The sequence below is a fragment of the Pseudomonadota bacterium genome (assembly GCA_018823285.1).
In the GTDB taxonomy this organism is placed as follows: Bacteria; Desulfobacterota; Desulfobulbia; order Desulfobulbales; family JAGXFP01; genus JAHJIQ01.
The window spans coordinates 16450-40874 of the sequence record JAHJIQ010000042.1; the positions used below are offsets into that span (position 1 = coordinate 16450).

Here is a 24425-nt window from a genome sequence, read left to right on the forward strand (position 1 = left end):
CAGGGTGGACGAACTGCAGTCATACCGATCATCCTGAGCCTGTCGAAGGATGGCCCGGCCTGCTTGCCACCTGCATGGCCTGATCTTAAATATGACGCCGTTTCGAGATGTTATAGAGGTGCGTTATAAGCTGGCTGAAGATGAGTGGTAATCAGATAATAAAATGAATAGTAGAAATTGTAACGGGGCACTATCTTTTCCTGGCTCCTGGCTCCTGGCTCCTGGCTCCTGGCTTCAATTATTCCAGAAAATGCCGGCCCCGGGCGGTTTCCTGAAACGAATCCACTTCCCGATTAATGCTGCCTCCGCCCCTGTTTATCCCTGATTTTCCTCCAATCAGGTTGTCGAGCGATTCGATCATCTCATCAAGATGACGGACCCCATCGCTCAGTTCACCGGCGGTTTCGGCAAATTCGCTTGCGTCGGCCGCGTTTCTCTGGACCATCTGGTCCTGGCTGCTGACGGCGGTGCTGACCTGATTGACGCCCTTTGCCTGTTCACCGGAAGCAGAGGATATCTCAGCCATCATCGTTACGGTTTTACCGATCAGTTCTTCAATCTCGGAAAAGGCGTAGCTTGTCTTTTCGACCATATCGACACTCTGTTCGACCTTGCTTGAGGTGTTTTCGATAAGCTGCTCGGAGTCTTTGGCAGCAGATGCCGCGCGCATGGCCAGGTTGCGGACCTCATCAGCTACCACCGCAAAACCTGCCCCGGCCTCACCGGCCCTGGCTGCTTCGACAGCGGCATTCAAGGCGAGGAGGTTGGTCTGGAAGGAGATATCGTTGATGGTCTTGTTGATCTTCGAGGTTTCCACACTGGCCGTTGAAACCTGTCCCATGATGCTGGTAAGTTCTCTCATCAGAAGATTGGCCTCTTCAACCTTGTCGTGGACCTGGGAAATGAAGGTGTTGGCCTGATCGGAGTTTTCCGCGTTCTGTTGAGTCATCGAGGAGATCTCTTCCAGAGAGGCCGATGATTCTTCAAGAAAAGATGCCTGGGCGGTGGCGTTGTCGGCCAGGCTGGCGCTGGCGGCGGTGATTCGGTCGGCCAGGGAGCTTACCTGGGCGGAATTGTTCTGCAATCCGTTAACGGTGCCGCTGACCGGGGTTACGACCCATTTCTTCACGAAAAAGGCCATGACCCCACAGATCACGATCAGAACCAGCATCATGCCGAATGCGGTTTTGGTCAGCAGGTTGGTCTTGCCATCAAGAATGGCCTGGCCTGCGGATTCGGTTGCTTCCGCCTCCGATTTTTTTGCCAATGCGTTTATCCTGGCCAGCAATTCATTATTTTCAGTGTCGATCCTGGTGAAGATGTTTTTAACCTCCTTGACGGCCTGAAGCCCGTCAAGGCTCACCTGGATATCCACCTTCAGGAAGGTGAAGTCCTTCTTGATCCGATGGGAGTACGTTTTGGCCGCCCCTTCAGCCTTGTTGCCGAATGTGTACAGATCCGAAGGTTTCGGGTTTTCTGAAATGGTGTACTGGATCCATTTGACCGCCTTGGCATTGGTCAGCAGCTTATTGATGACCTCATTGGCCGAATCGAAATCATAGCTCTCCACGTGGGGAAAGATCTGGTTGCTGATGGCCGTGACCAGGGTCTCGTAGGAGGTGTCGTATAGCTCGCTGATGATGCTTTCAGTCCGGTTGCCGGCTTCACCGAGTTTTCCGATCATCCCTTCAAGATTATTATTCAGCAGAATTCCGGAGCGCTCCTGATTTGTCCTGACTACATTCAGCAGTGTGGAAACCACTGACCGTGAATTGTTGTTGGCGACGATATTGACGCCTATGGTTACAAGAGTCAGCGCCACCAGCAGGATTGAGGTGATTCCCAGAACGAATTTTTTCAGGATGCTCATGGTGAAACCCCTAAAAATGTTCCCTGCAAATGCGGGGCCTTTCGTTGAATTCGGTCAATGAAAGAGCCCGCGCATAATCCTGATCGGGTCGGATTCGCTTTTACCAGCTGTAATTCAGCGGATCGATCTTTCCTTTTGCCATCAGATCCAGGGAGAACTTGAGGTGTGAAGTATCGAAGGCGGCCATATTGGGACTCCCGAAGGCGTCTTTTGCGGCGATTGCCGCGTCTTTGATCCTGGCGGCAAGGACCGCAGGGACCGCCTTGGACACGGTTAAAACATTATCCGGATTTCCTTCGATGGAAATACCCGGCATTCTGTACATGTCAAGTTCCGGGAATTTGTCCTTGTTGCCGTTCCACCACCAATTCTTGACCACCCCGGCCTTGGCTTTCCCTGCTTTCACCGCGCCGCAGGTGGCGCCGTGGTTGGCGGTCGGGATGGAGGCCAGGCCGTTGGTGGCTGCTTTGGCGCTGGATTCTCCTGATGAGGCGCCCTTGGCAAAAGCAATTTCAGCCGGGCTGTTCTTGAGAATGGCTTCAGGGTCGCCGCCTTTTGGATAGACCAGCACGCCGGAATAGAGTTCCTTGCCGTCCATGTTCTGGACCAGGGCGGTGCCGATACCGCGGGCGTTGATGATCGCCTGAACGAAGGAACCGACATAGACGATATTCATTTCTTCCCTGGTGAAGGCATCAAGGATCTGGGGGTAGTTCTGGGCGATAATCGGCCTGATGGTCAGGCCGGACTTTTCAGAAAGGGCATCGGTGATCGCTTTGGCCTGCGGCGCCTTGCTTTTCCAGCCCGGCGGGAACCAGCAGGTCAGGGTTTCGGCGCTGGCCGCAGAGGCGGCGATGCAGCCGAGGAATATGAATAACGCAGCCAGAAATCCCACGGTCTTTTTGAACATGTTCACTCCTCCCATATTGTTTGTGATGCCGGTTGATGCCGAAAAAATTGTATTCAAACAAAAGTCTAGCACAATATGGCAGGTGTTTTACAAGTGGTTTCTTCCAGAAATATTGAATGTTTCAGGAGGGCGATTGTCTCTTGATAGGCAATATGTGAATCTGGCCGTCGAAAGTCGTCAAAGAATGTAGGATCAATATGTTATGGACGCAACCTTTCTGCGTGGTGCAAACAGTCGTGGATACTCTGAAAAATAAAGGGGCTGCCGCGATATGCACCTCGCGGCAGCCCTTGTGTCGGTAAATCTGTTCTGTCTGGTCAGATCTCTTCGGAGAGGGCCATGACCATGGCGCCTTTGGCTGTGGTGTTCAAGGGGTTTCTGGCGATCCTGACCTGGGAGATTTCCACCGGCAGATTGTAGTTCTTTAAAGATTTGCTGAACATCTCCTGGAAACCTTCGGGCATCACGGTGCCGCCGGACAGTGCGATCGGGATCGGCTGGGCGATCTTCGGAATCTTGTCCGACGACTGCAGAACATCCTCAAGACTCTGCAGCAGGGAATCGATCAGGTCCTGATAGTAGATATGGAGGGCGGTTTCCACCCGGTTTGTCGGCGGTTTGCTCAAGTTCAGTGACGCCTCCTTGATCACCTTGACCTTGGTGGCCGGTTCGCCGAGCGACAGGCCGACCATGTTGTCGATATAGTCGCCGCCTTTCTGGATCGAGTAAGTAATGACCGGCACTGAAAGATATGCCAGGCAGATATTGCACATCCCGCCGCCCATGCTGATCCCGATGCCGGTGAAGTTGTCATTGGCGAGCTCCGACATCACCGTGGCGAGCCCTTCGTTGATTGAAATGGGTTTGTAGCCCTTCTCGGTCAGGAACATCTTGATGATCGATTCATGATAGACCACCGAGTTTGTGCCGCCGACGGGCTCTCCCGGCATCGAGAAGCAGATGGTCTCCCCGTTGCCCTTGGATTTTTTGATCAGGGTGGAGATAATCGACTTCATCACCGTGACCCCTTCCGGCTCCTTCGCTGACAGCAACCCCTTTTCCATGGTCCGGCGGGTGTTGGTGTTGAACATGTTGGCGAAGTTGTCGGCCGAGTAGCCGAGAATATAGAACTGCTTGTCCTTTTCAAAGAAACTGACATCGTTGTCGAGCAGAATCTTCTTGGTGAACTTGGCGTAGGGGATGGTGAAAAAAGCGTTCAGCTGTTTCACGGTATTGATGTGTTTGCCGTTGTTCTGGGCCATGACGATGTGGCTGGTGCCGATATCAAGCCCCACCGGCCCGGAGGGGAGGACCGCCTCCTCGCCGAGTTCCTTCTCTCTGGAGACGACTGATTTCTTTGCAGCGGCGATAGCGGTATCGATGTTGCCCATTTCTTCACTCATGGTTTTGCTCCCTTTGATCTTCTCGACATGCTGCCGACAGTTGACCGTTTCAGCTGCAGATGTCGAATTTGTCTTTTCCGAACTGGTTGCCCTTAAACATTCTGTAAAAAGCTGCTATGATCAGCAGGCGAAAATACCGGGAAATGAGGACCTGTTACCCTTTCATCGTGCTTTTTCCCTTAAATCTTTAATTATCCTCTCAAAATTGAATGAAATGTTCAAACAAATAAATTATCCCCGGGATTTACCGGTTGCCGCAGCACGGGAAGAGATCGTGGCCGCTATCCGGGAAAACCAGGTGGTGATCCTTGCCGGCGACACCGGTTCCGGCAAGTCGACCCAGCTGCCGAAGATGTGTCTGGAGGCGGGGCGGGGAGCGGAGAAGATGATCGGCTGCACCCAGCCCAGACGGCTTGCTGCAACCTCCGTTTCCGCCCGGGTCACCGAAGAGCTTGGCGAAGAGGGGAGGGAACTTGTCGGCTGCAAGATCAGGTTTGCCGACCGGACCGGCAGCGCGACCCGGATCAAGTTCATGACCGACGGGATCCTGCTGGCCGAGGCGAGGCGAGACCGGGAGCTTCTCGCCTATGACACGATCATCATCGATGAAGCGCATGAACGAAGCCTGAATATTGATTTCCTGCTGGGCATCCTGCGCAGGCTGGTCGACAGGCGGCCCGACCTGAAAATCATCGTCACCTCGGCCACCATCGATACCGCGAAATTCGCCGCAGCGTTTTCCGGGGCGCCGGTCATCCAGGTTGCCGGCCGGACCTTTCCGGTTGAGACCATCTACTTACCGCCGGAAAAAGATGACGAGGAAGGAGGCCATGTCGGGCAGGCGGTCGAAGCGGTCCTTGATCTGCACAAACGAGATCTCTCGGGCGATATCCTGGTCTTCATGCCGACCGAAAACGATGTCCGGGAGTCGGTCGATCTCTTGCGCAAGGCCCTTGCCCACGACCCCGGGGTCAAAAGGGAAGCGGTGGTCCTGCCGCTTTTCGGCAGGCTGTCGGGTAAAGACCAGAACCGGATCTTTCACCCGGTCCGGGGAAGAAAGATCGTGGTGGCGACGAACGTTGCCGAGACCTCGATCACCGTTCCCGGCATCCGCTATGTGGTCGATTCCGGACTCGCCAGAATCTCGATTTACAACGCCCGGGCGCGGACCAGAAAACTGCCGGTGCGCCCGATTTCCAGGGCGAGCAGTGATCAGCGGCGAGGCCGTTGCGGCCGGACCGGGCCGGGCATCTGCGTGCGGCTTTATTCCGAAGAGGATTATCTGAACCGGGATGAGTTCACCAGGCCCGAGATCCAGCGGTCCGACCTTGCCGAAGTGGTCTTGCGGATGCTCTCCCTGCACCTTGGCGATCCGGGGACTTTCCCCTTTATCGACCCGCCTTCACCCCAGGCGATCCGTGATGGTTTCAGCCTGCTCTTTGAACTGGGGGCGATCAGGATGAAAGGGGGTGACCGGCGTACCGCCCAGCTTACCGCACGGGGCAAGATGATGGCGCGCCTTCCCCTTGACCCGAGAATATCGCGGATGATCCTGGAGGCGAAAGAGCGCAACTGCCTGCGGGAAATTTCGATTATCGCTTCCGCCCTGTCAATCCCCGACCCCCGGGTCCGGCCTGCGGAACATGAAAAAGAGGCGGACGCAGCCCACGAGAAATTTTCCAAATCCGGCTCGGATTTCCTTTCATTTCTGGCCATCTGGGATGAGTGCGGCCGGCTGCCGAGTTTGGGACGCTTGAGCCGCTTCTGCCGGCAGAATTATCTGTCATACCAGCGGCTGCGGGAATGGCGTGATATCCATGGCCAGATAGTGTCTATCCTGCAGAGGGAAAAGGGGTTCCCACTGAACAGCGGTGAGGCCCCCCTCGATGCGGTCCATCAGGCGATCATGAGCGGCAGCCTGCGGAACATCGGATTCATCAAGAGCAAGAACATTTACCAGGGAGGGCATGACAGCGAGGTCATGATCTTTCCGGGGTCGTCTCTGTTCAACAAGGGCGGCAAATGGATCATGGCCGCCGAGTTCGTGGAAACATCGAGGCTCTTTGCCCGCTGCGTCGCGAACATCCGGCCGGAATGGATCGAGCCGATGGCCCGCCATCTCTGCCGCTACAGCTGGAGTGAGCCGCACTGGGAAAAGAAGCGGGGCCAGGTGGTGGCCTTTGAGAATGTGACCCTCTTCGGGCTCATCATCGAGGCGCGGCGCAAGGTCAACTATGGGGCGGTCAAGCCCGAGGAGTCGCGCCAGATCTTTATTCAGGAGGCGCTCGTTGCCGGTGAGCTTGGCGGTGACTTCCCTTTTCTTTCGCACAACAAGGGACTTGCCGAAAAACTGATCGAGATGGAAGACCGGGTCCGGGAACGGGACATCATGGCCGACGACTGGACACTCTTCTCCTTTTATGAAGAAAGAATCCCGGCCGAGGTCTGGGACCGGAACACCCTGAAAAGGCTGCTGAAAAAGGTCGGTGATGATGCGTTCCTGATGATGCGGGAAGAGGACATCCTCAAAAATGAGCCGGGTGACGAAAAACTTGCCGCCTTCCCCGATGAAATCGAGATGGGCGGGTTTTCCCTGAAACTTTCCTACCGGTTCGAGCCGGGGGCCGAAGACGACGGAATTTCCGTTCATGTCCCGGTGGAGCTTGTCGAGCATATCGAACCCGGGCAAATGGAGTGGCTGGTGCCCGGCATGCTTGAGGAAAAGCTGGTCTTCCTTCTGAAAGCCCTTCCCAAATCCCTCCGCCGACCGCTGGTGCCGGTGCCCGACACCGCCGGAAAACTTGTCGCGGCTCTTCCCTTCGGCCGCGGCCATTTTTTCGGGGTGCTGCGTGACCATATCCGCGCCCTCTACCAGATCGATATCGAGCGCCATAACTGGCAGGTGGACGCTCTTCCCGACCATCTGCGGCCGCGATACTGCCTGCAGGACACCACCGGCAGGGTGATCAGGGCCAGCCGGGATTTTGCTGATATCGCGACGGCCCCGTCCGCTAAGGTGATCGGCGAATCTTCGGAGACCGTCGAAAAGATCAGGGGCCGGTACGAAAGGGAAGGAGTCTGCGAATGGGATTTTGAAGGGCTGCCCGAGAGAATCGCGGTCAAGGACAACCACGGCAGGTTGCAGGGTTTTCTCTGGCCCGCCCTTGAGGAGAACAGTCAGGGCGGAGTCAACGTCCGGTTGTGCTCAAGCCGCACGGAGAGCCGGGCTCTCACCCGGCGAGGGCTGCTTGCCCTTTATCGCCCCCTGTTCAACAACTTCAAGGGGGTCAAAAAGGAATTCGCGGTCTCCCAGGAAAACTGGGCGCTTTTTGAGGGCTTGCCGGGCAGGGTGGAATTCAATGAATCCTTACGCTGGTTCATTCTGGAGGAAGTGTTTTCCACCAGGGAGGGACGGATTCCAGGGCGTGATGAGTTTGAGGAGAGAGCGGCCGCGGTCAGGGGTGAAGGCATCTTCCGCCTCGGCCGTCGGCTCCTGGACCAGGTGGTTGCCCTGCTTAAGGAAAGAAGAGCGGTTCTCGACCTGATTGTCCGGTTTCATGGGATTACCGTCAAGGGTCGCAAGGAGGTCTCGGCGGATTTTCACGACCATCTCGCCAAAGCGGTGCCCGATAATTTTCTCGACATCTTCGACGGAGCGAGGATGAAGGCCGCGATCCGATCCCTGAAGGCGCTGCAGATCCGGATCGAAAGAGAGCATGCCGACCCCGCCAGGGACCGGGTGCGGTCCGGGAAGGTGAAAATTCATGACGAGAGGCTGGCCGTGGCCATATCCCGGCAGGTCTTTTCGCCCGAGTATGACCGCCAACTGGAGGAGTTCCGGCAGATGGTCGACGAATACCGGATCTCGGTCTTCGCCCAGGAACTGAAAACCGCCTTCCCGGTTTCTGAAAAAAGACTCGAAGAGAAGTGGCGGGAATTGAACGGGCTTTTGTAAAGAAGCGTCGGAGGTGTGAGAGGCGATTTGTGAGACGTAAGGTTAAAGGGTGCAGAATGAAAATGCCCAGCGAGTGCCTTCCCCGCAGCTTGTCGAGGGGAGGTTTCAAGAGAGAAATACTGATTGTGGTCACAACATTACTTATTGATATCAAGTGGTTATCAGTATTCTTACACCAAAAGAGGCCCTTCGCCGGTGGTTTCTCCTGTTATTCACCTGGGTAGAAAATACCTTGCTCCAAACAGCCTCGATAAAATTGGAATTATCGAGGGATTAACTTTGGCTGAAAATTTTACCCATTGGGATAGCGCCGACTACCTGAAAAACGAAGAAGACTCGGTTCTTTATTTCAAAGCCTGTGCAGCCTGATTCGCCATGCCTTGGGCGTTATTGCCCGCGCCAGGGGCATGAGCCAACTTGCCCGGGAAACCGGCCTGGCCCGGGAAGGTTTCTTTCAGCCCTTTCGGAAACAGCGGGGACAGTTTATGTGACTACTGCTACCTCCCGCGGTCTCCGTGGGGACGCAGCCGTCCACTAGAATCAAACAGGCTCAAAACAGGGGGCAGTCGTAGAGTTTGAATTTCGGATCGTTGGTCATGACCGGATAGTTGTTAACCATACTCTGGGCAACAATCAGCCGGTCGAAAGGATCTTGGTGATGAAAAGGCATATCCTTGAGAGGCAAAACGTCTTGGCCCTTGAGATCGAGGATTTCAAAGCCGCTCTCGAGGCAAAGTTCCACGACATCGAAATCGACAACCAGCTTACCCAGCGATGCTTTGATCATTAACTCGGCAAGAGAGACCGAACTGACGTAGATCGTATTGGTCATGGTTTCAAGGGCAGCCCGTTGTCTCTCATCCAATCGTGTCGGCTCCGCCGAGGCCCAGAGCAGGATATGGGTGTCGATAAGGATTTTCATTTCACCCTTCTGGTATAAGTCTCGAAGTCTCGCAAGCTCACTTATCAGTATGAGTAGCCGAGCTGCTCAACTCAGCTTTATCGTCACCGTAAAACATCGCGTTGATCGTTTCGTCTTCATCCATGATGTCGTCCGGCACCTTGAGTTTGCCGGCCAACAACCCCAGCCGTCGTTTTCCCTCGGGCTTGTGGGGCACCAAGTCAACCAGGGGCAGGTTGTTCTTGGCGATGACCACCTTCTCGCCGTGATAGGCCATACTGATCAATTTTGATAAATTTGCCTTGGCTTCCGAAATATTGACGATCATCGTGCACCTCTCTGAATATGCTTATGACCTACCGTACCAAAGTTGGTCAAGTTGGTCAATCTTGAAAAAGGAAACGAAAAGTCAATACTGAAGTTGATAAGTGAGAAGGAAATTAGAGTCGGGGGGCTCCTTACCTATTGAGATGGTGGATCCACAACGATCAATGTGAATGTGCTGCTTGGTCAAGCTTATCCGCTACCCATTGGTTAATACTTTTCCCGCTCACTTCCGCAGCTTGAGCAACTGCCGCATGGACCTTTGGCGGGATACGCAGCATCAATTTACCGGAAAATGGCTTTTGGGGTTGCTTGCCCGCTTTTTTGCATGTCTCCAGATAGTCGTCAACCGCCTCCGCAAATGCCATGCGTAATTCACTCACGGCTTCACCGTGAAAGCCGACAACATCACTAATACCTGCGATGTGGCCGATAAAGCAACTATCTTCATCACTGTATTCAATGCGGGCGCTATACCCTTTATGTTTCATCGTTTTCATGCCTTCACTCCTGCTTGTTTTAAAAAAGAACGTGCGTCCCTTACCTGGTAAGGTTTTGCTTCTTTGTGAGGATGTGGTCTGTGAAAACTTACCACGACATCGTTTAAGACAAATCGAACTCGAGAACCATCCCCTTCTATCAATTTTGCACCTAACGCCAGAAACAGTGATTCCATCCGTTTAAAATCAAGGTTCATCGGAACTGGATTTGTGAAAATAGCTCGTAATGTACTTTGCTGTTTACTGTTCATGTTTGGCATGATAGCAATAAATGATATCAGAATCAAGCTCGAGTCTTTGCGCTTTTCGTAAAAACCAGGACACTCCCCGGTTTCTAAAAAGTGAAAAAGGGGCACATCAGTATGCTTGGCTAGTAACAGTTTATTCCCCCCTGGCATTTAAGGAGTGAGGAGGGACATCCTTTAGTAATTCAGTTTGCTGCCGGATCACAATCAGCTCATTCTTTCCAATGCCATTCAGATTATCCGTTGAGGGCGGAGAATTAAGACCATGAATTCTCTAGGTTGAACATCTACAGTCCAGACTCCACCCTTGTCGCCCGTTCCCCACCAGAGGGGGCAACAAGGGTTTTCATGGAGTGAGGTATTTTCAGGTCAGATCAGTGGATGCGTGACTTTTCACTGCCTGCTGATGTTTCCCGGGTAACGGTCATCTCGGACATCTTCTCTTCCGGGCTATTTTTCGGGATGAGAAACATCTCATACTCCAAGGTATTGTCGTCCACAAACCTGGTGACACTACGCCAGGTCACGTGACCTTTGTCCGGATCGTCATAACTGCTCTCCTGGGTGATGGTCTTACCGTCGCTTCCGATAACACCTTCGAAATAATAGATGCCGGTGCTCATGGTGTCGATCCAGATCGACTCAAAACGCTCTTTCTGGTTGTCGAAACCGATGAGATTGATGCCGGAGAAGGGTTCTCCCATCATCTCGCCGGTGTACTCCTGTTGAAGGTATCTCCCGCCCAGGATCATCGTCTGTACGCAGGTGCCGGAAGTCTCTACCGGCGGCTGATCACCTCCCATCCAGGCCCTGGTATGGGTGACCCAGTGGCCTTCCAGTCCGGCCAGGAGCTTATGCGGAGCTCCGGGGGTGGCCATTTTCTTGAAGTTTTCCATCATGGATTGGATATCCGTCTTGCCTTGCAGGTTCTTTTCAGTCGTCATATCACACCTCCTGTCATTGTCACCAATCGCGGCGAATCTGCCGGGGTGCATGAGGAGAATTAAGATGAATTTCTTCTTTCCTTCTACCTGTTGAAAAAAGTATTCACTTCCCGGTTCCGACGCCAGATCTAAATAGCTTGTTGCGCGAGCATCCAGGTCATAAAGGAGACTTTTCAGAGGGTCGGTGATGGATCATAATGGGGAATGGACATGTTTTGTAATCATGAAGATCGCAAAGATTTTAGAAGGGTACCGGGGTTGACATTTTGACATTTGTTTCATTGCGCTATCGAAGGAAAAGCAAAGGGGGCACCTTCATTGCCATCTCCGGAAAAGTCATGACTGATTGATCCGGAATGCGTGCCGAAAAAGCCAGCCATGAATCCGTGAGCGTTTGAGAACGGAGCAGACCCAAGGCGACCAGGAATTTGCAACCAACCCGTCTTGATGATGGAAATCTTCTCCGCCCTCTCCTGCCTCATCGCCGCAGGCGCTTATTTGAAATTTCAGCCTGCTTCACACCGCCCCTCTTCCGGAATAGATCTTTCCCTTGCAACCGCAAATCATTACGTTGACATTTTCCAGGAACTTGTGCGAATATCATAAGTAATGATTTTTTACGCAGGGACAGGGAGTTGAGAACCCTTCCGTGAAAGAGCGAAGAGGACAACTGTGGAATATGTCGGATGGCATAATCGACCAGCCATGAATCCTCAATAAATTTACGCAGAAATGATCAGACAACCCGGGATGAGTACCCCTCAAGGTCAGATGACAAAGCTGAAAGATTTAGGAAATGCTTTGCAGGATTGCGAAAGGAGATATGACGAACTCCTGCGGGCGGTCACCGATTATACCTATACCGTGACAGTTGAGAATGGGGCCGCCGTTAAAACAGTCCATAGTGAAGCCTGTGTCGGGGTGACCGGATTTGCCTCGGCCGAATATGATGCGCAACCCTATCTCTGGCTGGATATGATTCACCCGGAAGACAGGGATGTGGTTCTGCGACAGACCGCCGACATCCTGGCCGGACAGGACTCTTCGATCCTTGAACACCGGATCCGCCACAAGGACGGATCGATCAGATGGATCCAGAACACCCTGCTGCGCCGCCATGACCCGAATTTTAAACTCATCGCCTATGACGGCCTGATTCGGGATATCACGCAAAGAAAAAATGATGAGGCGATCATTTCCGAGCGGACCAGCGAGCTTGAACGGATCAATGAAGAGTTGCGGCTGGAGATTATCGAACGGCAGGAGGCGGAAAAAGCCCTCCAGGAAAGCGAAAACAAACTGAAGAATATCTTCAACACCTCCATTCCAATCTGCATCACCAACACCGACTACCAGATCATCTTGTCCAACGAGGCATACAAAAATCTGCATCATCTGAATGAGCAATGTGAGTATCCGGTGAAGTGTTTCGATTCACGCCCGGGACCGACCTGCATGACCGATGCCTGCCCGATGATTAAAATCGCCGGTGGTGAAAGGGAAGTGCTTTGTGAATCGACAAAAATAAATGATGACGGCAGCAAACAATATTTCATCGTCACCGCCCGGCCGTTCCTCGACCGGAAGGGCCGACTGATCGGGATGATCGAATGCTTTCAGGAAATTACCGAAAGAAAAACCGCGGAAATTGAACGGGATAAACTCATTGAGGAATTGCAGACCGCTTTATCCGAGATCAAAACCTTAAGAGGGATCCTGCCGATCTGTTCCTACTGCAAAAATATCCGCAATGATGAAGGATATTATGAACAGATCGAAGGGTATATCCACAAACATTCCGGGGTGGATTTCAGCCATACGATCTGCCCCGAATGCTACAAGAAAGAACTGCAAAGAATAGAGGCGCACAAGAAAAAGATTTGATTCCGCCAACCGCCTGGGCAAAGGGTTGATTCCTGACCGCGGCCTGTAACTTTCCCGTCGGTCTCAGGGGAAATCAGAGGGGATCCGACCTCTCCTGCCAAGGATCCTGCACCCGATATCGATAATGATCCTCCTGTAAAATCCGCACGAAGGACGGCGCTTGGCAGATCGTTATTCAATAATCATCACCGCGCAGTGTGAGGCATGGTGGAGGAGTTTGCTTGAGGTGGAACCGAAGATGAACTCTTCGTTATGGGTGAGTCCTCGCCGGCCTGCTACCACGATACAGCAGCGCAACCGCGCCTGTTCTTCCAGGATTGCGTCACCGATGGAAACGCACTGCCGGACGGAGAGCCGCGTATCGATCCGGTTTTCCGGAAAACCCGCGTCCTGCAGGATTTTGTGGTAATCGGCAAGGGCCTTTTCCACGGTCAGTTTTTTTTCTTGCAGCCAACTCACGCGTTCCGCATCGTTCGGGAAATAATCCTCGGACGGTTCCGGGATGATCGAGAGCAGGGTGACGAACACATCCCGGTAGTCCCCGAAAAAATCAGCCACATACATCACCGCCCTTCGTGAGTTGTCGGATTCGTCAACGGCCAGCAGCAGATGCCGCTCCCGGTCTCTCCGGGCAAGATCGGTAAAGTTGTCCTCGCTCATGACGTCCTCCCTGTCAGTGAAACCAGATCGGCCCGGGCCCTTGCCAGGTCATCGAGCATCTGGTCCGTGGTTTCATAGAATATGTTTGCCCCTCTGGAAAAATGGAGCAGAATCCGGTTCAGGGACTCCGGAACATACGGATAGATCTTCCGTAGATTTGCCACCCTGTTCTTGTACGAGATGTTCAGGTCTTCGCCCCACAGGGTATCAAAGAGTTCCTTCTGATCATGGTAAAGGTCCGCAACCAGAACGTCGCCGCGTCCGGTCAGGAAGATCAGAATATTGCCGAGTCCCTGCAGGTCGAAGCTGAACAAGGACTCGCCGTGCATGAAGTTGTAGTCGAAGTCGATCCAGCGGTTGATGTTCAGCTCCCGGTCGCGGATGATGTGGTCGCGCCTGATGTCGCCGTGTTTTTCCCCGTGGTCATGGAGAAATTTGATCGCTTCGACCAGCTGGATGTATTCGTTCAGGACCTGGGGGAAATAATGGTGGAAATAGTCGTGATGATCTTCGCCGTAGCCGGTGATGAGTTCGTCGTAGCGGCGGCCGTAGATGTAATCAAGGATGCGGACATTGTTGCCGGCCGCATCGAGGACCCAGCGACCGTGCATGAAATTGTCGTGATTGCGGACCAGATCCAGGATGCGGCCCTCTTTTTTCGGGCTGCGGAAGCATTTGATGACGACCTCGCCGATCTTCGTCTCGAATTCTTCATGGAACACGAGTTTGAGGATTCTGGTCGCGCCGTCGGTGAGATCGATGGCCCGGCGGACCCAGTATTTCGGCTCATCGTCCAGGCCGAATCTCCCTTCCTTCTCATACCCCTTGACCAAAAAAGGCGTGTCGCCGAGCAGGACCACGTCATTATATTCGACCCGGATGAAATCGCTGGTGTCGGTGATGACCTTGAACCTGTCCGGTATCCTTTTGGGATCGGTGTGACGGGCCATGAGCTCGCGGAGCACAGCTCTGGAGAATGTTGTCGATTCGTCCATGGGGATACCATCCTTTGTTTATGGTATCACCGACGCCGGGGGGGAATGCAAAGTTTTTCTTGGTGTATCGGGAGGCGCGATGGTGTCAGGGAGACTGAGCGCACCATCGGGGAAGGTTCCGGTTTGATATCGATCATCCGGTGGGTGTCGGTCGGGGCCTGCTGTGAGCCTGTGGGAAAGAGCTATCGGATCTCGAATAATGGTGGTGAAGAGTCACGCCCGTCGCTGAAGGTGGAATGGATTTCGGCGAACCCCCGGTTTGTCACGGAAGGATGGACATCCGGGCTGGGGGAGCTGGCAGTGTAGGAAATGAGGGCGTCCGTCCCTGCAGATGAATCCAGTAATTTTCTGATCCTGTCCTGGTCCAGATTTTCAATCAGTCCCACCAGACCGGGATATATTTTCGCGTGATAGCCATAGCCGCCGTGGGTCATCTCATCCAATGCCCGGGACTTGGACCAGTTGTTGAAAATGATCCGGTAGGCGGCAATCATGACTCCTGTCCTGTCCGAACCATGCCAGCAGTGGATCAGGATCGGGCCTTTCCTGTTCTTGATAATCCGCAACGCCTCGATGATCTGTTCTTCCGTGATATTCCCGGTGTTGATTTTTATCCGGTGAAGCAGGAAATTTTCATCGGCCAGGTCATCCGTATCACTGTGGTATTCCCTCAAGTTCAGAACTTCCCTGATGCCAAGGGCAAGAAGGTCGCTGATGTCTTCCTCGCCGGGTTGTTCCGAGCGGAAGACCCCTTCGTCCACCGCGTGCAGATTTTCTAAATTGGTGCCGATGATCGGCCGGGCCCATGTTTCAGGCCTGATCCGGGGATTCGCGTAACAGATGGACGAGATGAGGAGAAAAAAGAGCAGGAGGTATATTTTCATAGTGACATTCTCCATGATGAGAATCCAGAAGCCAGAATGACTGATTTTAAAGCTTTTCTCCTGGATTCAGACTCCTGGCTTCTGGATTCTGGTGGAATACAGGCACGAACAAATCGCTAAAACCCCTTTATTGTCGGGATATCAACCAAACTCAGAAAGTTGAGTCAGTATTTACTCAGAATGTAGACGATGTGCACTCCGATCCCTGCGATGCCTGCGCCGATGTAGCGAAGTGTCGCCGACCCCGTTGCGGTTTTACCCGAAACAATGCCGATCAGCACCCCGGCGATGTGGATGCCCGCGGTCCCCGAGAGAAATCCTGTTGCGTAGATGATCGGGGTGACGATGGTCGGCATTTCGGTGCCGTGGGCGTGGCCGTGGAAGAGGGCGAAAAAACCGACAAAGAGCATGGCCCAGACCTGCGGCAGTTTCTTCTCGAGAGCGAGCGCGATGCCGAGAACCAGGACCGAGATCGCGATACCGTATTCCACCCCGGGGACGTTGATGTTCCGGGTGCCGATCATTGCGCCGACCGCCATTACCGCGACAAAAGTCGAGGGGACGGTCCAGATGGCCCGGCCGCCCATCTGGGCGCTTAAGATGCCGACACTGAGCATCGCCAGCAGATGATCGAAACCGAGCACCGGGTGGGTGAGTCCGGAGAGAAAGCTGCCGTCGCTTCCCATGGTATGGGCGAAAGCGGGGGTGGGCAGGAGAATGGTGGTGAGGATGATGATGAGCGTTCTCATGATTTTCCCTGTTGCTTGAAGATGGATTGCCGAGTTCGCAAAAAGTCGGGAGAGATGACCGGCGTGATCTTCGACATGCTTACCCTTCGACAAGCTCAGGGTGAGCGGAATGACAATCACCAGACAAAACCGCTCATCCTGAGCCAGTCGAAGGATCTACCTGAGCCAGTTAACCCCCCGCTCATCCTGAGCCTGTCGAAGGATGGGTTTTTTGACCTTTTGCGAGTTTGTCATGTCTTGATTCTCGTCTGTTTTTCGGAGAGGGAAACTTCAGCCTCCGAAGGCCTTACATAGATCGGGACCATGGTAGCCGGGTCGCCGATTTTGTCATCCTGAAAATATCCCGAACCGATCATCCCGACGGTTGCTGCCCGGGGCATGAAGGAAGCGACCGGAGCGGGCAGGTATTTCCCGCCAAGCTCCCTGCGGAAGAGTTCCCCGTACACCTCGGTGCCGTTGCCGATAAAGAGGGTTGGAGACTCGATCATCCCGGTCAGGTCTCCGGGGTGGATGACCAGGTATTCACCGGCCAGCGCCGGGCGTCCGTCGCTGTCGCATTTGTACAAAGCACAGTAGATTTCGTTTTTCCGGGCATCGATCACCGGGCAGATCATGGTCCCCGGCTGCCCGGTCATCTGCAGGGCCAGCGCGTCGAGAGTCGGGACGCCGACCAGGGGGATCTCGCAGGCCATCGAAAATCCCTTGGCGGTGCTGAGCCCGATCCGCAACCCGGTAAAGCTGCCGGGCCCGAGGCTCACCGCGATACAGTCGAGGTCAACCCACTCGACCCCGCACTCGCGCATCACATACTCAATCTGGCTGGTGATTCTGCGGGAATGGGTGGTTGTGGAGTTGATCGTGTTTTCGGCCAGACAGACATCCCCGGCAAGCAGGGCGACGCTGCCGCACTGGGTGGCGGTCTCGATGGCAAGCACTTTCGGGCCGGGATCTCTGCCCTGATCAGGTCTCTTTACGGTCATGGTCAGCTTGCTCCGGTCAACCGGTAGTGAAAACTCTGACCAGATCATTATAAAAAACAAAGACCATCAGCGAGGCAAGAATGACCAGGCCGAACTGCTGACAGATTTCCTGGGCCCGCAGTGAAACGGGTTTGCGCCTGATGGCTTCGTAGGTGAAGAACATCAAGTGGCCGCCGTCTAAAATCGGGATCGGGAAGAGGTTCAGGATTCCCAGATTGACGCTGATCAGCCCCATGAAATAGATGAGATTCATCCAGCCTGCTTCCATCTGCTTGCCGGCAAGCTGGGCGATGAGAATCGGGCCGCCGAGTTCGCTGGCCGGGATGACCGACTGGATCATCTTGACGATCCCGAGCAGGGTCAGATAGATGAAACCCCAAGTCTGGTTGAAACCGGCAAAAATGGCCTCGATAATGGAAATCTTTTCATAGGTGACTTCATCGCTGCGGACGATTCCCAGCATGTATCTTTTCTCAACCTCTTCTCCGAACAGGTTGCGGCTCGGCAGGATCTCGGGGGTGGCGGTGATCGTGAGTTTTTCTCCCTTCCGTTCAAGAAGAATGGTCACCGGCTCACCCTTGCTGTGGCTGATAATATCGGAGACATCGGTCCAGCTCATGGTGTCCTGATCGTTCAGGGAAAGAATCCGGTCTCCCGGTTCGATGCCCGCCCGGCTGGCCGGAGATTCGGCGGTGATCCCGCCGATCACCGTATTGTCAACCGGGGTGGGAAGACCGGCGATGGCGAAAATCATAAAAAAGAGAAAGACCGCGAACAGGAGGTTGAACAAAGGCCCGCCGAAAACAATGAGAAAACGCTGCCAGACCGGTTTGTCGGAAAAAGAGCGGGCCTTGTCCTCGGGAGCTACTTCCTCGCTTGGCTGCTCGCCGAGCATTTTCACATAGCCGCCCAGCGGAAAGGCGCTGAGCAGATACTCGGTTTCACCGGCAAAAAAGCCGGTGACTTTGGGGCCGAAACCGAGGGAGAATTTCAGGACTTTGACCCGGAAGAGTTTGGCGAAGAGGAAATGGCCGAATTCATGAACGAAGATGAGCAGGCCAAGGACGATGATAAAAGAGATCACTGAATTCATGGTTTTGTTTAACTTGAGATTAGAGTTGATTCTGTCTGATATTCCCGCATTCTGTGTTGCAGAAGAAACCGCTCATTTTGGCGATTGAAGGATTCAGTCGGCAGAATTAAGTAGTTTGAATGCAATTTTCGCATTCAATTTCATACGGTTATTTCGTCGTTCCGGAGTTAACCCGAAATGTCGTAATGTGGCCTAAAAATTGAAATTTTCTAAAATAATAAGTTTTCAGCTCGTACCTTTCAACTGACTATACTTGATATGCAGAGATTCAACCACCGATTCGGCGAGAACTCTCGCTTCGATGTCGGCGGCCAGGATGTTTTCCAGGGTGGAGGCGTCACCCGCTTCCATTCTGCTCACGGTTTCAGAAACGGTCAGTGAGATCTCGGGAAATCTGATCCGGCCGTCGAGGAAGGCATTGACTGCGACCTCATTGGCGGCGTTCAATGCCGCCGGCAAGGTCCCCCCGCGTTTGCAGACCTGATAGGCGAGTTTTAAAGCCGGGAACTTTTTAAAATCGGGGGCCAGGAACTGGAGATCAGGAGCCTTGGCCAGATTCAGGCGGGGCAGCGGCAGTTTCAATCTTTCCGGGAAGGTGAGGGCGTATGCGATGGGAATCTTCATGTCCGGGACACCGAGATGGGCGATCACCGAGCCGTCAAGAAATTCAACCATCGAATGAACGATGGACTGCGGATGAATGAGGACCTCAATTTCTTCGATGTTCATTCCGAAAAGAAAGTGGGCTTCAATAACTTCTAGACCCTTGTTCATCAGGGTCGCCGAATCGATCGAGATCTTTCTGCCCATACTCCAGTTGGGGTGGGCGAGGGCCTCTTCGGGAGTCACGTCCCACAGTTCACGCTCCGGCCTGCTGTAGAAAGGGCCTCCGGAGGCGGTCAGGATCAGGTGGGTCACGTCTTCGCGGCGGCCTGCATCAAGCCCCTGGTCAATGGCGCTGTGCTCGCTGTCGACGGGGTGGATGTGGACCCGTTTCCGGCGGGCGGTCTCCATCACCAGATTCCCGGCCATTACCAATGTTTCCTTGTTGGCCAGGGCGATGTTCTTGCCCCCGTTGATCGCGGCAAGGGTCGGGGTGAGGCCCGCCGCCCCGACAATGGCCGAAACCACCATATCGGCGGAAGGGACACAGGCGACTCTTTCATTCCCCTCGGAGCCGGAGAAAACCCTGCTCCGCCATTTTTCCGGCAGAATTCCGATCAGTTCACCGGCAAGGGCTGGGTCGGCCACCGAGACAAGTTCCGGGTCAAAGGCATCGATCTGTTCCTTGAGAAGCCTGATATTGCTGCCGGCGGCAAGCCCTGCAACCCGGAAGCGCCCCGGATACTGCCGGACCACTTCGAGTACGTTACGGCCGATTGATCCGGTCGATCCGAGTATTGATATGTTCCTGGCCATGGTCGGGTAAACGTACTCCGGATGAATGGATCAGCTGGTGAGAAAGCCGAAGTGAATCATATAGAAGAGAACCGGGGTGGCGATCATCAGGGAGTCGAGCCGGTCGAGAACCCCACCGTGCCCGGGGAGGATATTCCCGGAATCCTTAACGCCCATGGTTCTTTTAATCACCGATTCGGTAAGGTCGCCCATGATGCCGACAAAGGTCAGGAAGATGGTCAGAACGGACATTTTTACGATTGAAAACCCTGGAAAAAGCAGGATGCAGACGATGATCGCGGCGGTAATGCTGCCAAGCAGTCCGCCGATGAGCCCTTCGATGGTTTTCCCCGGGCTGATCGCCGGAGCGAGCTTGTGGCGGCCGAGATATTTGCCGGAAAAGTAGGCTGCGGAGTCGGAAAAGACGGTGATGATGGTCAAAAGGAAAAGCCAGTGGGTTCCCTTGGGAACGGTGAGCAGCAATGTGAAATGGGAGAAGCTGAAGCCCACATAGAAAATGCCGAAGCCAAGCCTCTGCATCAGCACAAAACCGTTCATCTGGCTGTTGACGTCGTTTAAGGTGGTATACCGGGAAAGGGCATAGACAATCAGAAAGAAAAGAGCGATGAAGAGGGCGGCGGAAACCGTTTCCGAATTGCCTTCGTAGGCGGCCAGAAGCGGGAAGAGACCGAGCAGAATGCCGGTGATCCTGTCATGGCGGCTGAATTTGGCCAGGGTCATAACGTAATATTCGTTCAGGGCCATCGCGCCGAGGCCCACGAACACCAGCCAGAAAAACCAGAAAGGCCCGTAGAGGAGAAGGGCCAGCCAGCCGATGCCGATGATAACCCCTGTAATGATTCTGGTTCTGGTCATTTTGCAAGCACCTGTTCAGAAGTTTTGCCGAATCGCCTCTGCCTGGATTGAAAATCCTTCAACGCGTCGATGAACTGCTCTTTCCGGAAATCAGGCCACAGGGTGTCGGTAATCAGGATTTCAGCATAAGAAAGCTGCCAGAGCAGGAAATTGCTGAGCCTCGATTCCCCGCCGGTCCTGATCAGCAGATCCGGGTCCTTCAGGCCTGCGGTATCGAGATGGGTAGAAATTGTTTCTTCGGTGATCGCCGTCGGAGAGAGCGCCCCCGTGCGGCATTGCTCCGCGATTTTCCGGACCGCCCTGGTCAGTTCGTCACGTCCGCCGTAACTTAAGGCGAGATTAAGAACCAGGCCGTCGTTATCCTTTGTTCTTTCGGAAACCGAGACCAGGATCTCGCGAACCTCAACGGGCAGCCTGTCGATCTGTCCGATAGTGCGCAGGGAGACATTGTTTTTGACCAGAGCGTCGAGTTCGCTCCGGAGAAACGTTTTCAGGAGTCCCATCAACGCCTGTACTTCGACCGCCGGGCGGTTCCAGTTTTCGGTTGAAAACGCATAGAGGGTGAGTGCTTTGATCTCCAGTTCCCGGGCGGCGGTGACGATTTCCCGCACCGAAACTACCCCCTGCTTGTGGCCGAGAGGTCTGGGCATGCCCCGATTCTGGGCCCAGCGCCCGTTCCCGTCCATGATGATGGCCACATGTCCGGGCAGCCGGGTCGGATCCAGTTCGGGTGATTCAGTCATCTTTTGCAGAGCCGCCTTCTGTAGCAGGAAGGAAAGTGAAGAAGGTGGTCAAACCTCCATGACCTCGTTTTCTTTGGCAGCCATCAGGTCATCGATCTGTTTGATGAACTTGTCCGTTTCAGCCTGAGACTCATCCTGGAGGCGAAAGAGATCGTCCTCGGTGATTTCTTTATTGTTTTTCTGCTTTTTCAGGGTGTCGATGGCATCCCGGCGGGAATTTCGAACGGCGACCCGATATTCCTCGGTGATTTTTTTGACCTGCTTGACCAGGGTTTTGCGTCTTTCTTCGGTAAGCTGGGGGATGCTGACCCGGATCAGCTTGCCGTCATTGACCGGATTCAATCCTAGCTCAGCCTTATGGATGGCTCTTTCGATATGTCCAAGAAGCTGGGTGTCCCAGGCCTGGATCTGGATCAGCCTGCTTTCGGGGATGGTCAGGGTTGCGACCTGGTTCAGGGGCATTGATGAGCCGTACGCATCAACCTTGACACTGTCGAGTAAGGACAGGGACGCTCTGCCGGTACGCACCTTCGAGAGTTCACGTTTGAAAGACTCAACGCTGTCTTCCATCTTTACCTGCATCAACTCAATCACTTCACTCATTTCCCCTCTCCTTTAATGATTGTCCCGGTATTCTCGCCGCAGACAGCCTTGCGGATATTGCCCGGTTTGTTCAAGTCAAAGACAAGGATAGTTTTGCTGTTGTCCCTGGCAAGCGAGATCGCAGCAGAATCCATGACCCGCAGCTGCCTGCGGAGAACTTCGGTATAGGTCAGCTCATCAAATTTTACGGCATCGCTATGGACGAGGGGGTCTTTGTCGTAGACCCCGTCAACCCTGGTCGCCTTGCAGATCACTTCGGCATCGATCTCCAGGCCCCGCAGGACCGCCGCCGTATCGGTGGTGAAAAACGGATTGCCGGTCCCGGCGGCAAAGATCACCACTCTCTTTTTTTTAAGATGGTGCATCGCCCGCTGTCTGGCATAGGGCTCGCAGACTGTCTGCATCGGGATGGCGGAGAGAACCCGGCTCGCGATTTTTTTTCGGGACAGGGCCTCTTTCATTGCCAGGCAGTTGATCACCGTGGCGAGCATGCCCATATTGTCGGCGGAGGTCCGGTCCATCCCGTCGGAAACCCCGGCGACACCGCGGAAGATATTGCCCGCGCCGATCACCAGGCCGACCTGAACCCCGAGCTCGGTGAGTTCCTTGATCTCACCGGCCACATAGGCCAGCATCTCAGGATTGATCCCGTAGGATGATTTGCCCATCAGCGCTTCACCGCTGAGTTTTAACAGGACCCGTTTGAACTTGTTTTCCGCCAACTGGTATTCCTTAGATAAGAGCTGTTATTATTTCGCTTGTTTCTGAATTCTGACTTCTGACTTCTCTATTAATCTCAGACGCCGACCTGGAAGCGGGCGAATTTTTTCACGCTGATGTTTTCACCAAGTTTGGCGATGAGTTCGTTCAGCAGATCCTGAATGGAAACATCGGGGTTCTTGACGAACTTCTGTTCCATGAGGCTGACCTCGGCGAAGTATTTATCAAGCTTTCCGGTAACCATCTTCTCGGCAATGTTTTCGGGTTTGCCGGATTCCATGGCCTGGGCCTTGAAGATTTCCTTCTCCCGGTCAACAAGCTCCTGTGGAATGTCTTCCCTTTTGATCGATACCGGATTGCTGGCGGCGATGTGCATGGCGATGTCCTTGGCAAAACCCTGGAATACATCCGATTTGGCAACGAAATCGGTTTCGCAGCCGACCTCGACCATCACTCCCAGTTTCCCGCCTGCATGGATATAGGTTTCGATCACGCCTTCGCTGGTGGCCCGGTCCGCTCTTTTCTGCGCGACGGCAAGTCCTTTCTGGCGAAGGTAGTCGATTGATTTCTCCATGTCGCCATTGTTTTCGGCCAGTGCCTTTTTGCAGTCCATCATTCCCGCGTTGGTTTTATCGCGGAGTTCCTTAACCATCTGACTTGTTATTTGCACGACGAATACTCCTGACCCAGATAATGGGAAGTTTTTCAGGCCCTGAACAAGACCTTTTGTTATTGGAATATAGCTTGAAACCCGTCACTGACCAAGCCGCAGCATCCGCTTATGAAAACGGATGCTGCGGGCCTGTGGTCTGGAAGAACAAATACTTTGTACTGATTTTATTCTTCAGTGTCATCCGCAGAGGTTTCAACAACCTCCACCGGTTCGGTGACTGCAGCGGCAGCCATTTCCGGCTTGGCATCGCTGTCGACTTCCTGGAAATCCTGTCTCTGCTCCTTGCCGGCGATGACTGCGTCGGCAATTTTTGAGGTGATGAGCTTGATTGATTTGATCGCATCATCATTGGCCGGAATCGGGAAATCGATGCCGTCGGGATCGCAGTTGGTATCGGCCATGGCGATGACCGGAATCCCAAGACGGTTGGCTTCGTCGACGGCGATGTTTTCACGTTTCGGATCCACCACAAAGAGAGCTGCGGGCAGCCCCTTCATGTTTGCGATACCGCCGAGGTTGCGCTCAAGTTTCACAGCTTCCTTGGTCATCATCAGGACTTCTTTCTTCTTGTACTGGTTGATGGTGCCGTCTTCCTGCATCGCCTTAATGGATTTCAAGCGGTCAATGGACTTGCGGATGGTCTGGAAGTTGGTCATCATGCCGCCGAGCCAGCGGTTGGTAATATGGTACATGCCGCAGCGTTCCGCCTCTTCACGGATGATGTCCTGGGCCTGGCGTTTGGTGCCGACGAACAGTACGGTGCCGCCCTTGGCAACCGCTTTCTGGACGGCCTCGTAGGCTGCGTTGAACATCGGCAGGGTCTTGTCGAGGTTGATGATATAAATCTTGCTGCGTGCGCCGTAGATGTACGGACGCATTTTCGGGTTCCAGCGGTGGGTCTGATGACCGAAGTGCATTCCGGCCTCCAGCATATCCTTCATGTTGATGTAAGACATTTCCTGCTCCTTTCTGGTTGTTCGTCCACCCCGTGTCCCGACCCTTTTCAGGGCACCAGTGGGATACGTTATCCGGGGTGTGTGAATTTGCCGGCTCCCACGCTGCGCAGACCTTCATGGTCCGGGCAGATTCATGTGAGCCGATGTAAAAAAAACGAT

The 24425-nt window shown here is 53.9% G+C and carries 23 protein-coding genes; 2 read left to right on the top strand and 21 right to left on the bottom strand.

Annotated elements, in window-relative coordinates; all coding sequences use genetic code 11:
• Positions 1 to 238 precede the first annotated feature (238 nt).
• The 3 genes from KKG35_09910 to KKG35_09920 form a co-directional block, all read right to left on the bottom strand.
• Positions 239 to 1870 (bottom strand): hypothetical protein, encoded by a 1632-nt coding sequence (locus tag KKG35_09910; GenBank protein ID MBU1738443.1) that lies wholly within the window; start codon positions 1868 to 1870, stop codon positions 239 to 241.
• 100 nt (positions 1871 to 1970) lie between these two features.
• Positions 1971 to 2780 (bottom strand): phosphate/phosphite/phosphonate ABC transporter substrate-binding protein, encoded by an 810-nt coding sequence (locus KKG35_09915; protein MBU1738444.1) that lies wholly within the window; start codon positions 2778 to 2780, stop codon positions 1971 to 1973.
• A 317-nt stretch (positions 2781 to 3097) separates the two neighbouring features.
• On the bottom strand, positions 3098 to 4183 hold the full coding sequence (locus KKG35_09920) for a hypothetical protein (GenBank protein ID MBU1738445.1): 1086 nt from the start codon (positions 4181 to 4183) through the stop codon (positions 3098 to 3100).
• A 214-nt stretch (positions 4184 to 4397) separates the two neighbouring features.
• On the opposite strand from KKG35_09920, the gene hrpA reads away from it, so the two are divergent.
• Positions 4398 to 8138 carry an ATP-dependent RNA helicase HrpA gene (hrpA, locus tag KKG35_09925; protein MBU1738446.1) on the top strand — a complete coding sequence of 1247 codons (3741 nt, stop codon included), beginning with the start codon at positions 4398 to 4400 and terminating at the stop codon, positions 8136 to 8138.
• Positions 8139 to 8688: 550 nt separating this feature from the next.
• On the opposite strand, the gene KKG35_09930 is transcribed toward hrpA, so the two are convergent.
• The 5 genes from KKG35_09930 to KKG35_09950 all read right to left on the bottom strand — a co-directional run bounded on the left by KKG35_09930 (position 8689) and on the right by KKG35_09950 (position 11052).
• A complete protein-coding gene (locus KKG35_09930) occupies positions 8689 to 9060 on the bottom strand; it encodes a type II toxin-antitoxin system VapC family toxin (GenBank protein MBU1738447.1) in 372 nt (123 codons plus the stop codon).
• Between the two features lie 37 nt (positions 9061 to 9097).
• Positions 9098 to 9367: a type II toxin-antitoxin system prevent-host-death family antitoxin gene (locus tag KKG35_09935; GenBank protein MBU1738448.1), complete on the bottom strand. Its 270-nt coding sequence runs from the start codon at positions 9365 to 9367 to the stop codon at positions 9098 to 9100.
• A gap of 160 nt (positions 9368 to 9527) precedes the next feature.
• Entirely contained in the window at positions 9528 to 9863 is a 336-nt protein-coding gene (locus KKG35_09940; protein ID MBU1738449.1) for a type II toxin-antitoxin system HicB family antitoxin, read from the bottom strand.
• Entirely contained in the window at positions 9860 to 10114 is a 255-nt protein-coding gene (locus tag KKG35_09945; GenBank protein ID MBU1738450.1) for a type II toxin-antitoxin system HicA family toxin, read from the bottom strand. Before KKG35_09945 ends, KKG35_09940 begins: the two co-directional genes overlap by 4 nt.
• A gap of 368 nt (positions 10115 to 10482) precedes the next feature.
• Entirely contained in the window at positions 10483 to 11052 is a 570-nt protein-coding gene (locus KKG35_09950; protein ID MBU1738451.1) for a DUF1579 domain-containing protein, read from the bottom strand.
• 771 nt (positions 11053 to 11823) lie between these two features.
• On the opposite strand from KKG35_09950, the gene KKG35_09955 reads away from it, so the two are divergent.
• A complete protein-coding gene (locus KKG35_09955) occupies positions 11824 to 12936 on the top strand; it encodes a PAS domain S-box protein (GenBank protein MBU1738452.1) in 1113 nt (370 codons plus the stop codon).
• 171 nt (positions 12937 to 13107) lie between these two features.
• On the opposite strand, the gene KKG35_09960 is transcribed toward KKG35_09955, so the two are convergent.
• From KKG35_09960 to rpsB, 13 genes are all read right to left on the bottom strand, one after another.
• Positions 13108 to 13596, bottom strand: coding sequence for a universal stress protein (locus KKG35_09960; protein ID MBU1738453.1), 489 nt, complete (start codon positions 13594 to 13596; stop codon positions 13108 to 13110).
• The gene (locus tag KKG35_09965; protein MBU1738454.1) at positions 13593 to 14591 is read right to left on the bottom strand and encodes a serine/threonine-protein kinase; all 999 of its coding nucleotides are present in this window, start codon (positions 14589 to 14591) and stop codon (positions 13593 to 13595) included. The genes KKG35_09960 and KKG35_09965 overlap by 4 nt, the downstream gene beginning before the upstream one ends.
• A gap of 182 nt (positions 14592 to 14773) precedes the next feature.
• Positions 14774 to 15490 (bottom strand): tyrosine-protein phosphatase, encoded by a 717-nt coding sequence (locus KKG35_09970; protein MBU1738455.1) that lies wholly within the window; start codon positions 15488 to 15490, stop codon positions 14774 to 14776.
• A gap of 149 nt (positions 15491 to 15639) precedes the next feature.
• Positions 15640 to 16227 carry a HupE/UreJ family protein gene (locus KKG35_09975; GenBank protein MBU1738456.1) on the bottom strand — a complete coding sequence of 196 codons (588 nt, stop codon included), beginning with the start codon at positions 16225 to 16227 and terminating at the stop codon, positions 15640 to 15642.
• Between the two features lie 227 nt (positions 16228 to 16454).
• Positions 16455 to 17204, bottom strand: a complete 750-nt coding sequence (gene tsaB, locus KKG35_09980) for a tRNA (adenosine(37)-N6)-threonylcarbamoyltransferase complex dimerization subunit type 1 TsaB (protein ID MBU1738457.1) — start codon at positions 17202 to 17204, stop codon at positions 16455 to 16457.
• Positions 17205 to 17220: 16 nt separating this feature from the next.
• Positions 17221 to 18297 carry an RIP metalloprotease RseP gene (gene rseP / locus KKG35_09985; GenBank protein MBU1738458.1) on the bottom strand — a complete coding sequence of 359 codons (1077 nt, stop codon included), beginning with the start codon at positions 18295 to 18297 and terminating at the stop codon, positions 17221 to 17223.
• Positions 18298 to 18522: 225 nt separating this feature from the next.
• Positions 18523 to 19716 carry a 1-deoxy-D-xylulose-5-phosphate reductoisomerase gene (locus KKG35_09990; protein ID MBU1738459.1) on the bottom strand — a complete coding sequence of 398 codons (1194 nt, stop codon included), beginning with the start codon at positions 19714 to 19716 and terminating at the stop codon, positions 18523 to 18525.
• Between the two features lie 30 nt (positions 19717 to 19746).
• Positions 19747 to 20571: a phosphatidate cytidylyltransferase gene (locus KKG35_09995; GenBank protein MBU1738460.1), complete on the bottom strand. Its 825-nt coding sequence runs from the start codon at positions 20569 to 20571 to the stop codon at positions 19747 to 19749.
• Positions 20568 to 21314: an isoprenyl transferase gene (locus KKG35_10000; GenBank protein ID MBU1738461.1), complete on the bottom strand. Its 747-nt coding sequence runs from the start codon at positions 21312 to 21314 to the stop codon at positions 20568 to 20570. Before KKG35_10000 ends, KKG35_09995 begins: the two co-directional genes overlap by 4 nt.
• 48 nt (positions 21315 to 21362) lie before the next feature.
• The gene (gene frr, locus KKG35_10005; protein ID MBU1738462.1) at positions 21363 to 21917 is read right to left on the bottom strand and encodes a ribosome recycling factor; all 555 of its coding nucleotides are present in this window, start codon (positions 21915 to 21917) and stop codon (positions 21363 to 21365) included.
• Positions 21914 to 22639, bottom strand: a complete 726-nt coding sequence (gene pyrH, locus KKG35_10010) for a UMP kinase (protein MBU1738463.1) — start codon at positions 22637 to 22639, stop codon at positions 21914 to 21916. Before pyrH ends, frr begins: the two co-directional genes overlap by 4 nt.
• 74 nt (positions 22640 to 22713) lie before the next feature.
• The gene (tsf, locus tag KKG35_10015; protein ID MBU1738464.1) at positions 22714 to 23307 is read right to left on the bottom strand and encodes a translation elongation factor Ts; all 594 of its coding nucleotides are present in this window, start codon (positions 23305 to 23307) and stop codon (positions 22714 to 22716) included.
• 167 nt (positions 23308 to 23474) lie between these two features.
• Positions 23475 to 24266, bottom strand: a complete 792-nt coding sequence (rpsB, locus tag KKG35_10020; GenBank protein MBU1738465.1) for a 30S ribosomal protein S2 — start codon at positions 24264 to 24266, stop codon at positions 23475 to 23477.
• Between the last annotated feature and the right edge of the window lie 159 nt (positions 24267 to 24425).